The sequence below is a fragment of the Psychrobacter sp. CX16 genome (genome assembly GCF_057396245.1).
On sequence record NZ_JBXYJF010000047.1, the window covers coordinates 1 to 13,077 of the forward strand.

The window sequence follows — 13,077 nt, forward strand, 5'->3', positions numbered from 1 at the left end:
CTTTGAGGCTTAAATCAGCAAACATCTGTTTAAGCCTACGGTTTTCTTCTTCAAGCTCTTTTAATCGCTTAACATCAGAGACTTCCATACCACCGTACTTGGAACGCCATTTATAGAAAGTCGAGCTAGCAATCCCGTATTTACGGCACAGCTCTTTAGCAGGTATTCCAGCTTCTGCTTCTTTTAATATCGATACGATTTGGGTCTCAGTCATTCGTTTGCTCATATCAAAACTCCTTATGGGTATTTTATAAGAAATTCTACGTTTGAGCTGTGTTATTTTAGGGGATAGTTACAATCCATTATCCAATGCTGTCGGATAATATGTATATCGAAATCTGTTTGCATACGTTTTTCTATCAACTCTTAAGATTAATAGCTTGTAGGGTGCGCCCTGCGCACCAATTAGCTTGTCAAAGGGTAGTTTATTCGATTGGATTGGGAAAATTTGATAGGTGACTTCTAAAGTGCACTTTATGATTTCAGAAATTTCTCATGAAAGGCGCGCGAGGCACACCCTTCAATACTTATCTATAGTTATACATGCCATTTTCGTCGAAAATTTTAAAACTATCTAAGGTTTCCATTAAAATCAAGATTCGGTTATGAAAGCCACCACCTAAAAAACGTGTATTTTCACGGAATTTTTCAAAGTCTTCATTTCCATAATGTGCATCATAGTCTAAACAGTAACTGATATATTTTTTCAAATCGTTTAACGTATCTTCGTAAGAATTTGAGCCTTCTATTTTTTTAAAATCCCATAAATTATATATATCATCACTAGAAATATTGCGGCTGTAAAGCATTGGTATCAGATTTGGATGTGTCGTTTTTAGATACGATACTAGAATAATTAAAAGTACTACAGTGTAATTCAAATTGTTCGAATCAAAGCTACTAATTAATATTTTAGTGTTAGTCATAATCTTTTCAGATTGCCGATATGATGTTCTATTAATAGCTAATAAATACATCATAAAAGCTATTAAATTACCATTATTATCTATTTGTTCAATCGAGTTGATAAAATCGTAATGCTTTAATAGCCTTGAATAGTACTCTACACTTCCTTGATAATCGGTAGTAGGTGGATATGTTCCAGATTTAGCATCCAATGTATAACGTGGCAATGTTGCGCTTATATCAATAAATTTCTGTAAATATGTCGTGGCATCAATTCCCATACCATATTCAGACTTAATAGAATGTTCTAATTGCTCTAAATTTGCAGATAGAACAAATACTACATTCTTAACAGAGAAAAAATGTTTTATTTTCTCCAAAACTTGAACCGAAAACCTTGGTTTACAACGGTCTAACTCGTCTATAAGTATTATAAGTGGTTTATTGGAGTCAGATGCTAAGCTTCCTGCAACTTCTGCTAATGCTTCTTTATATTCTTCAAATAATATCTTAGACTGCTTAGCTAGTAACTTATCTTTAGTAAAGCTATCAAATTGATTTGATATATCATTTGAAATAACTTCTTTAACCTCTGTAATGAGTTTGCTTTGTTCGTTTTCTCCAATAACATTAAGAGTTAAAGCTTTTACTCCTACTTTTCCTGTCCAAACTAGAAAGCGTTTAGTTACATCCCATGACTTATTCAAAAACTCCTCTTTCTTTAAGTTGTCTCCCATATTAGCTTCTATATAGTTGTCTATTTCTATTGAAATAGTAGAGAACGCATCGTCTGTGTAATCGCTTATGAAAGCGTCAATATAGATGCATTGAAAACCCTCATTTTCAAGTTGAGCTTGCCACATCTTTATAAAGGTGGTTTTACCCTCACCCCATTGACCATTTAAAGCTATAACGAGCTCATCCTTATTATTCATAATAAGATTAGTCAACCTGTCAGCAAAAGGTTTGCGATTTAATAAGTCGTTAACAAAAGGGTCATCTTTCTTTATCTGTACGAGAGGTGGTTTAATCTTCATGATTTGCCTTTAAAAATATTGCAACTACTAAAATTTTGTTGCTATCAACTCGGATAATAAACCTATGTGGCATCGGAGGAGCGGTTTAGCCTCGATTGAAGCGGATATACTTGGTACAGCAAGGCGTTGCAGGCACTTAGCAAACGGCGTTATCGCTGAGTCAGGAACGCCACTTGCTTTAGAGCCTGCCGCCTTGCCCGCCAAGATAGTAGCAAAAAGCGGGAAATAGCTACTAAAACTCCCTATTGATAAGACTCAATAAGGATTAGTGCGCCTCATCCCAGTTATTACCCACTCCTGTTTCAACCAATAAAGGTACGGCAAAATCAATATCCCAGCCCAGTTGCTTGGCGGTGTCACTTAACACATTCTGCATCGCTGTTATAATAAGTGCTGCAATGTCATCTGCTTTATCTTCATCCACTTCAAAGACCAATTCATCATGCACTTGCAGCAGCATTTTGGCATTGTCTTTAGGTAATACTTTATCCACGGCAATCATCGCCAGTTTAATCAGATCGGCAGCACTGCCTTGAAGTGGGGCGTTAATCGCAGCACGTTCTGCACCGCGGCGCACCATTTGGTTAGTGTGTTCAATATCTGGCGTATATAGCTTACGGCCTAAGATAGTTTCAATATAGCCGTATTGTTTTGCACTATTACGGGTGTCATCCATATACTGCTTCACACCAGGATAACGCGCGAAGTATTGATTGATATAATCTTGCGCCTCACCACGGGTCATTTGCAGCTGTTTGGCCAAACCAAAAGAGCTCATACCATATAGCAAACCAAAATTAATGGCTTTAGCATTACGGCGCTCGGTAGAGGTTACATCAGCAACCGGCTTGCCCAATACCTCTGCAGCAGTGGCGCTATGAATATCCAGACCCTCATTAAACGCACGGGTTAGGTTCTCATCACCAGAGAAATGCGCCATCAGACGCAGCTCAATTTGCGAATAATCCGCTGCTAAAATAACGCGGCCTTCGGGCGCGATAAATGCTTGGCGAATCAAGCGGCCAGTCTTGGTACGAATCGGAATGTTCTGCAAGTTAGGCTCAGTTGAAGACAAACGACCGGTACTGGTTAAGGCTTGATGATAACTGGTATGCACACGGTCAGTGTCTTTATCGGCAACGGCGTCGAGCGCATCGGTATAAGTGTTTTTGAGTTTAGATAATCCACGGTATTCAAGGGCAATCTCTGCCAATGGATGGTCGATTTTTGATAGTACGGCTTCACCGGTAGAATATTGACCAGACTTGGTCTTTTTACCGCCAATCACGCCTAATTTATCGAACAATACTTCGCCCAATTGTTTAGGGGAGCCAAGATTGAACTCTTCACCAGCCTCGTAATAGGCTTGCTGTTCAAGCTCACCAATCTCTTCATCAAAGCGCTCAGACAGCTCATTTAAGAAAGAGCGTTTGATTAAAATACCCGTCGCTTCCATCTCGCCTAAAATTTGCGATACAGGGATTTCTAGTTCATGTAGCAAGCGTTGGTTGGTATCATCATCTTTAAGCTTATCAGAGAATAGCTCAAATAACTGATAGGTAATATCAGCATCTTCACAAGCGTAATCACTGGCGATATCGACAGCGACCTTATCAAAGGTGACTTGCTTAGCGCCTTTACCTGCCACATCTTCGTAGGTAATGGTTTGGGTGTGCAAATAGTGACGCGCTAAATCATCCATACCATGACGGGTAGCGGCAGCATTCAAGACATAGCTTGCCAGCATGGTATCCATCGTCCAATTTTTAGGGCTAATGTTTAGGTCAATGTCATAACGACGCAAAATATGAGCATCGTATTTTAGATTTTGCCCAATTTTACCGATGCCTGCATTTTCTAAAATAGGTTTTAACTTAGACAGTACCAAGTCTTGGTTTAACTGCTTGGCCGTCAGCGTATCATCTTCTAAGCTGTGATTTAACGGAATGTAATAAGCCTCATGTGCTTGAAGCGCAAATGACAAGCCTACGATATCTGCTTCACGCCAGTTGATACTGGTGGTTTCGGTATCTACTGCAAAGTAGGGCGCAGATTCTAATTTCTCTATTAAGCTGTTGAAAGCTGGCTCGTCGAGTACAGTGTGCCAAGCTTTCTCATGATTTTTGCTGTCTTTAACGTGTTCGACAATCGTAGACTGCTTCTGGTTTTGTAAGGTTTTGGCAATCTGTGCCTGCGACTCGGCATCGGCTTTGCTCTCATCAACGCTTTGACTGTGAGTATTGGCAGGGTGATTGGGATGGTCAAGTGATGCCAATTCATTTTTAAACTCAAGTTCGCTGTATAGATCACGAAGCTCATCAATAAACGCCGAGCTGTCGGTATTGATGCGCAAATCTTCCCAGTCTTGACCAATCTCTAAATTAGTCACAATAGTAGCCAGTTGTTTGTCTTGAGCAATAGTCTCTACAGAATCTTGCAAAGTTTGACCGACTTTACCCTTAATATCAGTAACGTTTGCCAAGATATTATCGATGGTCTCGTATTCAACCAATAAGTCTTTGGCACGCTTTTTACCGACGCCAGCGACACCTTTAATACCATCTGAACTATCCCCCATTAGGGTTAAATAATCAATCATCTGTACTGGCTTAATGCCAAATTTATCGATTACACCTTGCACGTCAGTGATTTTGCCAGTAAAGCTGTCCTCTAATATCACGCAATCATTGACCAACTGCGCCATGTCTTTATCACCGGTTGAGATGACGACGTGATGACCTTCTGCAACAGCGCGCTGGGTCAAGGTACCGATAATGTCATCGGCCTCAGCGCCTTCAATACGCAATAGAGGGATGCCAAGCGCTCGCACCAAGCGGTGGATATAAGGAATCTGTTCTGCCAATTCTGCATCCATTTTAGGACGATTGGCTTTGTATTCCTCGGACATAGTATGACGGAAAGTAGGCGATTTGGTATCAAAGCACACCGCCATATGTGTGGGGTGGTAACGACGCATCAGCTTCAATAAAGCATTTAATGTTCCGCGTACCGCATTGGTCATTAGCCCTTGAGTGGTCATCATGGTTTTAGGTAGCGCATGATAAGTACGGAACAGATAATATGAGCCATCAACAAGAATAAAAGGCGGTTCATCTTTATTGATATGGCTGGTTTGCATAGTTGCTACATTTGGCATGTCATCAAATGTTGGCAATACATTGGGGTCAAGTGCGTCATGCGAGGTGTCAGAGGTATTCAGATTATTATTGTTGGTGTCAGTCATAGCAGTCCTAAAAAGCAATCAAAATAAAAAAGGGAATTGGGATAAATTCGCTGTGCCCTCATTATAACGAAAAATAAGAGACGCTATCGGGTGATTGTTAAAGTAGTCATATACGGCCGAAAAAGACAGAACGATATTGAGCTAACCCTAGATATAAATTTAATAGATGTAGAAAAGCCCAACTCGCAAAAGACGAATTGGGCTTTTTTGTGTTTGAGCACACTATTAATACAGGGGGGTTATACTGGTTAACTCTAAGCAGTTAACTTATATCAATAATCGGTTATTTAATTTACTTCAGACGTCACTTCGACATCGATATTGCCACGAGTGGCTTTAGAATAAGGGCAAACTTCGTGTGCTTTTTCAACCGCCTTTTGCACCTCATCAGCACTTAAGTCTGTATTACTTGCGATAACATGAATTTTAGCGGCTAAGCTGTATTGATGGTTTTCGCTTTGTAATAAGTCTACTTCCACTTCTGTAGTCGAATCAAACTCAACACCTTGCATTCTTTTGACCACGCCTAATGCACTGTCAAAGCAAGCGCCATAGCCCATTGCAAAAAGCTGTTCAGGGTTGTTGCCATCGCCTGTACCTGGTGGGGTCATATTAATGACTAAGTCACTGTCACTAACTTTGGCAGAGCCCATTCGTCCGCCAGTGACTGAAGATCTAGTTGAATATAAAGTTTTCATAATAATCCCTTTTGATTTTTTTATAGATATTTGCAAGGTCTAAGTCTAACAAATAACCTAGTCTGCTTTGCTATCGAAGTTATTAAATAGCTATTTTAATAATAAGGTACTATTTAAAGTATTAAGATGGTTTAAATCGAATAGAGAGATAAGTTAAAGGTTGGCTTTCGATTTCAACATTAGTTCTATTTTATTTCAGATGTCACTTCAACCACTACGTTTTCACGAACGGTATTTACATAGGCACACATCTCAAAAGCTTCATCAACTACTTTTTGAACTTCATCGGCGCTAAGATCGGTATTACTAGCGACAACATGAATCTTTACGGCTAATCTATGTTCGTTATGCTCACCTACCAAAAGGTCGACCTCTACTTGGGTAGAATGATCAAATTTATTCTTGTTATTTTTTTGAACAATATCAATATCGCCATCAAAACAGGCACCAAATGCCATCGCAAAAAGTTGTTCTGGGTTATTGCCGTCTGCTGAAGGGCTAGGGGGCTGCATATTAATGATTAACTTACTATCACTCAATGTTGCCTCGCCCATACGGCCATCGGTTGCTGTCGCTGTTGTAGAGTAGGTTGTTTTCATAGTTATTCCTTTTTTATATTAAGTTTGTTTTTTATTTGGTACATATAAGTTCAATCTAACTAAGAGGTATTGTATCTAAATTGACTAGGATACAAGCCATCATAGATAAATAATGACTTATAGGTAGAGTTATAAGTTAATAGAGTATTTAAAATGTTATTTGAACACTAAGTAATCATAACAAACCACTTGTGGATTAACGTTTGTATGACGTAAAGCTTTACTACACTTTGTAACCTTTATGCCTTGCAATCATCGTTTGAAGTGTCATAATTTTTGGCAGGGATTTTAGAGTTTTATCGAAGTATATAACTCAAAATATTGTTTTAATTATCATTATATTGATATATAAGTTCGACATATTAAAAAATATAGATTGGTGTCATTACTGAATTCTGTTTACTGTTCTACTAAACTCATTTCGACGACCTTGGGGAGGTGGTCTGTAATTTTATAGTATTCAATGTTATTAACTTTATCTGTTGGTTTGGGTATTTCAACACTCTTTATTTGCCATTTTTGCGCATTCGAAGTTAAGATATAGTCAATCTTTCTGTCTGGATTCCAAGCTGGCGCTGTCACATGATGCGCCGGATCAGTATCATTATACCAAGCAGTGATTGCTTTATATTCATCAGAGGTAGGGGCGAAGTTCAGATCACCAATAATGATGGGTAATGCATGAGGAAACTGCCATGATGAAAATTGAGTTTCAAGTACATCAACTTGTTTTAAGCGTAGCTCTGGTGAAGTATGATCTAAATGAGTGGCAACTATCATTAAAGGGGCAGGGTAATTTGGAATTTGGACTTCTACTGCACAGGCAACTCTTTGCTCGGCAGTTTCATTATTAGGTAATATGGTTTTTTTGACAAGCTTCAAAGGATATTTGGATAAAATGGCCGAACCGTATTCACCACCATCAAACTCAATGGCGCTACAAAAATAAGACTGCATACCCAACTTATCCGCTATGTATTTAGCTTGATCGATAGGTTGTGAGCCTTTGATACTAAAGTTTTTACCAGATCTTTTGGTCAATTTATCTACTTCTTGTAACGCCACAACATCAGCATCCATCTTACCAATTGCCGCAGCAATATTATCTGTATTACCCATTCGTGATGACATGATGTTCATTGATGCAACTCTAATGGTGTCAGTTGTTACTTTTTTATCGACTAAGACATCAGCATTTGCACTGTAATTTGCTGCTAAAACTAGTCCCCATAAAATAAATGATTTATAAAACATAGTAAGACTTCCATATTATTTTAATTATTTAATTTGTTTAGATAAGAGTCGGTAAAACGTGTAGATGTGCCAAATGAACATTAGCAGCATTGAATATGTCAAAATTGCATGTCATTAACATGACAAGATTTTAGATTTTGCTCTCCGCTTTATTGTTCGATTCATACCACATAGATAACATCTTCTGCACCCCTAGTTGAAATCCGTTACAATACGCACACTTATTTATCTAAATTCTGTTATTCATTATTTCTATTCAAATTTTCTCTTAATAGCCCTGTCTATTATTAGAAACACAGTTTACAGTTGATACCCAAATTATGAGCCAAGAAGCAAAAGCAATAGATCCAAAAACCTTAAACAAAGAAGTCGCCCAGCGTCGTACCTTTGCGATTATTTCTCACCCCGATGCCGGTAAGACAACCATGACCGAAAAGCTATTGCTTTGGGGTCAAGCCATTCAGGTGGCCGGTGAAGTAAAAAGCCGTAAGTCTGATCGTCATGCGACCTCGGATTGGATGAGTATGGAACAGGAGCGTGGCATCTCGATTACCACCTCTGTCATGCAGTTTCCGTACAAAAAGCACATCGTTAACCTACTTGACACCCCAGGTCACGCCGATTTCTCAGAAGATACTTACCGTACGCTAACCGCGGTAGACAGTGCCTTAATGATGGTCGACGGCGCAAAAGGTGTGGAAGAAAGAACCATTAAGTTAATGGAAGTGTGCCGCATGCGTGACACACCGATTATCTCGTTCATTAACAAACTAGATCGTCAAATTCGCGACCCGTTAGAGCTATTAGACGAGATTGAAACGGTTCTAAAAATCAAATGTGTGCCCGTGACTTGGCCTATTGGTATGGGGCAGGATTTCGTCGGTGTGTATCATTTAACCGAAGACAAAACCTATCTGTATCAAAAAGGTCATGGCGGCGAGATTACCGAGATTGAAACCCGTGATGGTTATGATTATCCGGACATTCGAGAACGTTTGGGTACGTTGGCTTTTGCAGCTTTTGAAGAGTCATTAGAGTTGGTACAAATGGCGCTAGAAGATTTTGAAGTAGAGGCCTTTTTAAGAGGTGAGATGACACCTGTGTTGTTCGGTACTGCGCTGGGTAACTTTGGGGTTAACATGGTCTTAGATACCTTAATTGAACATGCACCGCCACCGAAAAACCATCCCACTAATGAGCGTGTGGTTCAAGCCAATGAAACCAGCTTTACTGGCTTTGTATTTAAGATTCAGGCCAATATGGATCCACGCCATCGTGACCGTATTGCCTTCTTGCGTGTCTGCTCAGGTAAGTATGAGAAGGGTATGAAAATGAAGCATGTGCGTCTGGGTAAAGACGTGCGTATCTCTGATGCGCTAACCTTCTTAGCCGGTGACCGTGAAGCGTTAGAAGAGGCTTATCCTGGAGATATTATTGGTTTACATAACCACGGTACGATTAGTATCGGCGATAGCTTTACGGAAGGCGAAGATCTGAATTTCACCGGTATTCCGCATTTCGCACCAGAGCTGTTCCGCCGTGTGGTTTTAAAGGACCCGTTAAAATCTAAAGCACTACAAAAAGGGTTGCAGCAGCTAAGCGAAGAGGGCGCCACTCAGGTATTTATGCCGCAGATTAATAACGATTTGATCTTGGGTGCAGTCGGTGTGCTTCAGTTTGAAGTGGTGGCGCATCGCCTCAAAGAAGAATACAAAGTGCAATGTGTTTTTGAGCCGGTATCTATTGCGACCGTACGCTGGATTCATTGTGATAATGAAGCGGTATTGGCTAAGTTTAAGAAAAAAGCACACGACCAATTGTCGCTAGATGGTGGCGGACATTTGACCTATTTAGCACCAAGCCGAGTCAATTTGCAATTGATGCAAGACCGTTATCCAGAGATCACCTTTAGCAGCACACGTGAACATTAAGCTTAATCTTTTTAGTTATCTAATTGGCTATGAGAATAATCATTAGAATAATAAGCTAAGCACGTCAGATCATTCTGACTAATGTTAAAAAGACGTCCTTTATATGTAAAGGGCGTCTTTTTTTTGAGCGATGTTTTACTTGTAATACTGCTCAACACACTTTAAACACAGGGCTAAGCTGTTTTAGGGTATAGTAAGCACATAATTAAGCTCACTAAAGACAGTAGGACAGGGACAGCTAAATATGAATAGGCTAATGGGCTCTTAGCTCGTTTAAGTCCTTCATATTACCGGCTAGCACCGATAATCAGCAGGGACTCAGCATAAAAAGTAGCAAGGAATACTGTAAGATAGAGAGTAATTGAGCACTTAGTTTATGTTTATCCGTTTTATTTTTATGATTTATTCATTGATAAGGAGGTCTTTATGACTACACCAGAGCACAGTAATAACAAACAATGGCAGTTAAAAGCCATTACCGAAGCGCTAGGCGATTTAGAGTTACCAATTGACGATAAGTTGACTATTGGCCGTGGCAAAGACAATGACGTAGTACTTGGCAGCAAGCAGGTATCTCGTCAGCATGCTGAATTAACCGTTAATAATGGCACACTACAAGTCACTGACTTAGGCTCATCGAATGGCACCTCAGTAAATGATACCAAGATTGAGCCCAATGTCGCTCAAACGCTAAATACAGGCGATGTGATAAGTTTTGCGGTGTTTCGCTTTAGAGTAGATCAAAAGCCAGTCACTACGGCAACACAAGCGCCTGTCGTAGAGCCAGAAGTTAATACAGCCAGCACAACCACAGAAACTGTCGCACCAAGCACAGTAGAAACAAGCACAGTAGAAAAACAGCCGGCTAAGACAGAAACGGTTGAGCAGATTAGCGAGGAGAAGCTAGAGGAGGCACTAGAAGCCGAACTAGAAGAACCGATTGCCTTTGGTAATCCTGATCAAGACAGCGCGCATCCAGGACCTGTTGAGACACTAGATGACAATGCGGATAAGTCATTAGTGAAAAAGAATGTCGATGGTACGAATTTATCGCAGCATAACAAAGAATTGGCAGAAGAAGCCGATCCAGATGTATTACGTTCTAAACAAGCGGCTACTGCAAAACTCTCTGCAACTGAAGAGGCGCACGTTGAAAAAACACAAGCGGATATTAAAACCTTCAATACGGTAAGTGAATCTGAGCAGCATAGCGTTGCACACGTAAAAAATTCAAATGCAGCGCCTGAAAGTACAAAAAAAGATGGCGGCAGTGGGATTCTCTGGGTCCTGTTGATTCTATTGGCCTTAGGGGTTGCTATATGGCTATTTAATAGCGGTGCTTTGGCATAATAAAGAAAAAAAATTGAACTTTTTTCAAAAAAAATGAAATCAGGGGTTGTGTTTTAGAAAATATTTGCTAGAATACTCCCCACTTCGAAGGAACACGCCGACTTAGCTCAGTTGGTAGAGCAACTGACTTGTAATCAGTAGGTCGCCAGTTCGATCCCGGCAGTCGGCACCATTCTTCGTAGTACTATTGCTTTATTGCAATTTAGTAAAACTATTATCTATTTTAGTTTTACTTCTCAGGTGGGGTTGGGGAGCGGTCAAACCCAACAGACTGTAAATCTGTCGCGAAAGCTTCGAAGGTTCGAATCCTTCCCCCACCACCATTTTCTAGTTACAATTTCAATTAGTGTTCAAGCATTATCTACCTAGATCAGCAGACGCTGCCTAATATAAATGAATGGGCAGATTATCATCACTGTGATATTGCGGGTGTGGTTTAATGGTAGAACCTCAGCCTTCCAAGCTGATGGCGCGGGTTCGATTCCCGCCACCCGCTCCAACTATTTAAGATAAGTCAGTTAATAGCAAAGCACGCTCATATAGCTCAGCGGTAGAGCACTCCCTTGGTAAGGGAGAGGTCTCGAGTTCAATTCTCGATATGAGCTCCACTATTTATAATTAGCTTGCTGACTGGATATTAAATAAAGATTAAGCGTTAGGTGACTATTTAAGATTAAGACGTTTACAAGGGCAAATAATGACCTTGCACCACATTACATCACATCGATAATTGTTAGATAGGCAGCACTTAGTGTTGCCTTTTAGTGTTGTAATAAATTAAATAATAGAAAAATCACTGATAACTATCCTATAAATACTATTTATTTCAGTAAACCCAAAAAAAGAGGACACACACATGGCAAAGGCCAAGTTTGAACGTAACAAACCGCACGTTAACGTTGGTACCATCGGTCACGTTGACCACGGTAAAACCACACTAACAGCTGCTATCGCAACTGTCGCTGCTAAAACTTCAGGCGGCGAAGCAAAAGACTACGCGTCAATTGACTCAGCACCAGAAGAAAAAGCACGTGGTATTACCATTAACACCTCACACATTGAGTATGACACTGAAGCACGTCACTACGCACACGTAGACTGCCCAGGTCACGCTGACTATGTTAAAAACATGATTACTGGTGCGGCACAGATGGACGGCGCTATTCTAGTAGTATCTGCTACTGACGGCCCAATGCCACAGACACGTGAGCACATCTTGTTATCACGTCAGGTTGGCGTACCATACATCATCGTATTCATGAACAAATGTGACATGGTTGATGACGAAGAATTACTTGAGCTAGTAGAAATGGAAGTACGTGAATTACTTTCTGACTACGACTTCCCAGGTGATGACACCCCAATCATCAAAGGTTCTGCACTAGAAGCTCTAAATGGTAACGACGGTAAGTATGGTGAGCCAGCAGTTATCGAACTACTAGAAACTCTAGACACTTACATCCCAGAACCAGAGCGTGACGTTGACAAAGCATTCCTAATGCCAATCGAAGACGTATTCTCAATCTCAGGTCGTGGTACTGTTGTAACTGGCCGTGTTGAGTCTGGTGTAGTACGTGTTGGTGACGAAATCGAAATTGTTGGTATTCGTGATACTCAAAAGACGACGTGTACTGGTATCGAGATGTTCCGTAAGTTACTAGACGAAGGTCGTGCTGGTGAGAACTGTGGTGTACTATTACGTGGTACTAAGCGTGAAGACGTACAACGTGGTCAAGTACTTGCTAAGCCAGGTTCAATCACTCCACACACCAAGTTTGACGCAGAAGTATACGTACTATCAAAAGAAGAAGGTGGTCGTCACACGCCATTCCTAAATGGTTACCGTCCACAGTTCTACTTCCGTACTACTGACGTAACGGGTGCTATCTCATTACAAGACGGTACTGAAATGGTAATGCCAGGCGATAACGTTGAGATGAGCGTAGAGCTAATCCACCCAATCGCTATGGACAAAGGTTTACGTTTCGCAATTCGCGAAGGTGGCCGTACTGTAGGTGCGGGTGTTGTTGCTAGCGTTAAAGACTAATATCTTTAATC

General features: G+C 40.4%; 9 protein-coding genes and 4 tRNA genes. 7 read left to right on the top strand and 6 right to left on the bottom strand.

Annotated elements, in window-relative coordinates; genetic code table 11:
- The 6 genes from AC2SLM_RS12510 to AC2SLM_RS12535 form a co-directional block, all read right to left on the bottom strand.
- A partial coding sequence (locus AC2SLM_RS12510) for a transposase (RefSeq protein ID WP_486551868.1) occupies window positions 1–226 on the bottom strand: 226 nt, incomplete at its 3' end.
- Between the two features lie 301 nt (window positions 227–527).
- A complete protein-coding gene (locus AC2SLM_RS12515; RefSeq protein WP_486554223.1) occupies window positions 528–1,943 on the bottom strand; it encodes a KAP family P-loop NTPase fold protein in 1,416 nt (471 codons plus the stop codon).
- A 265-nt stretch (window positions 1,944–2,208) separates the two neighbouring features.
- Window positions 2,209–5,187 (bottom strand): DNA polymerase I, encoded by a 2,979-nt coding sequence (polA, locus tag AC2SLM_RS12520; protein ID WP_486554225.1) that lies wholly within the window; start codon window positions 5,185–5,187, stop codon window positions 2,209–2,211.
- Window positions 5,188–5,474: 287 nt separating this feature from the next.
- On the bottom strand, window positions 5,475–5,885 hold the full coding sequence (locus tag AC2SLM_RS12525; RefSeq protein ID WP_486554226.1) for an organic hydroperoxide resistance protein: 411 nt from the start codon (window positions 5,883–5,885) through the stop codon (window positions 5,475–5,477).
- Between the two features lie 185 nt (window positions 5,886–6,070).
- Window positions 6,071–6,484, bottom strand: coding sequence for an Ohr family peroxiredoxin (locus AC2SLM_RS12530; protein ID WP_486554227.1), 414 nt, complete (start codon window positions 6,482–6,484; stop codon window positions 6,071–6,073).
- A gap of 399 nt (window positions 6,485–6,883) precedes the next feature.
- A complete protein-coding gene (locus tag AC2SLM_RS12535) occupies window positions 6,884–7,738 on the bottom strand; it encodes an endonuclease/exonuclease/phosphatase family protein (RefSeq protein WP_486554228.1) in 855 nt (284 codons plus the stop codon).
- Between the two features lie 320 nt (window positions 7,739–8,058).
- Between AC2SLM_RS12535 and AC2SLM_RS12540 the strand changes: the two genes are divergently transcribed.
- The 7 genes from AC2SLM_RS12540 (at window position 8,059) to tuf (ending at window position 13,066) form a co-directional block, all read left to right on the top strand.
- Window positions 8,059–9,669 (top strand): peptide chain release factor 3, encoded by a 1,611-nt coding sequence (locus tag AC2SLM_RS12540; protein ID WP_486554230.1) that lies wholly within the window; start codon window positions 8,059–8,061, stop codon window positions 9,667–9,669.
- Between the two features lie 426 nt (window positions 9,670–10,095).
- Window positions 10,096–11,019: an FHA domain-containing protein gene (locus tag AC2SLM_RS12545; protein WP_486554231.1), complete on the top strand. Its 924-nt coding sequence runs from the start codon at window positions 10,096–10,098 to the stop codon at window positions 11,017–11,019.
- 96 nt (window positions 11,020–11,115) lie between these two features.
- A tRNA-Thr gene (locus AC2SLM_RS12550) sits at window positions 11,116–11,191 on the top strand.
- A 67-nt stretch (window positions 11,192–11,258) separates the two neighbouring features.
- Window positions 11,259–11,342: transfer RNA gene (locus AC2SLM_RS12555), tRNA-Tyr, on the top strand.
- 102 nt (window positions 11,343–11,444) lie between these two features.
- Window positions 11,445–11,518 (top strand) — tRNA-Gly (locus tag AC2SLM_RS12560).
- A gap of 34 nt (window positions 11,519–11,552) precedes the next feature.
- Window positions 11,553–11,627, top strand: a tRNA-Thr gene (locus tag AC2SLM_RS12565).
- 248 nt (window positions 11,628–11,875) lie between these two features.
- Window positions 11,876–13,066 carry an elongation factor Tu gene (gene tuf / locus AC2SLM_RS12570; RefSeq protein WP_486543348.1) on the top strand — a complete coding sequence of 397 codons (1,191 nt, stop codon included), beginning with the start codon at window positions 11,876–11,878 and terminating at the stop codon, window positions 13,064–13,066.
- The last annotated feature ends 11 nt before the right edge of the window (window positions 13,067–13,077 follow it).

Excerpts from the sequence above, each read along its gene's own strand:
- AC2SLM_RS12515 (WP_486554223.1), bottom strand. The coding sequence starts at position 1,943 with ATGAAGATTAAACCACCTCTCGTACAGATAAAGAAAGATGACCCTTTT.
- polA (WP_486554225.1), bottom strand. The coding sequence starts at position 5,187 with ATGACTGACACCAACAATAATAATCTGAATACCTCTGACACCTCGCAT.
- AC2SLM_RS12525 (WP_486554226.1), bottom strand. The coding sequence starts at position 5,885 with ATGAAAACTTTATATTCAACTAGATCTTCAGTCACTGGCGGACGAATG.
- AC2SLM_RS12530 (WP_486554227.1), bottom strand. The coding sequence starts at position 6,484 with ATGAAAACAACCTACTCTACAACAGCGACAGCAACCGATGGCCGTATG.
- AC2SLM_RS12535 (WP_486554228.1), bottom strand. The coding sequence starts at position 7,738 with ATGTTTTATAAATCATTTATTTTATGGGGACTAGTTTTAGCAGCAAAT.
- AC2SLM_RS12540 (WP_486554230.1), top strand. The coding sequence starts at position 8,059 with ATGAGCCAAGAAGCAAAAGCAATAGATCCAAAAACCTTAAACAAAGAA.
- AC2SLM_RS12545 (WP_486554231.1), top strand. The coding sequence starts at position 10,096 with ATGACTACACCAGAGCACAGTAATAACAAACAATGGCAGTTAAAAGCC.
- tuf (WP_486543348.1), top strand. The coding sequence starts at position 11,876 with ATGGCAAAGGCCAAGTTTGAACGTAACAAACCGCACGTTAACGTTGGT.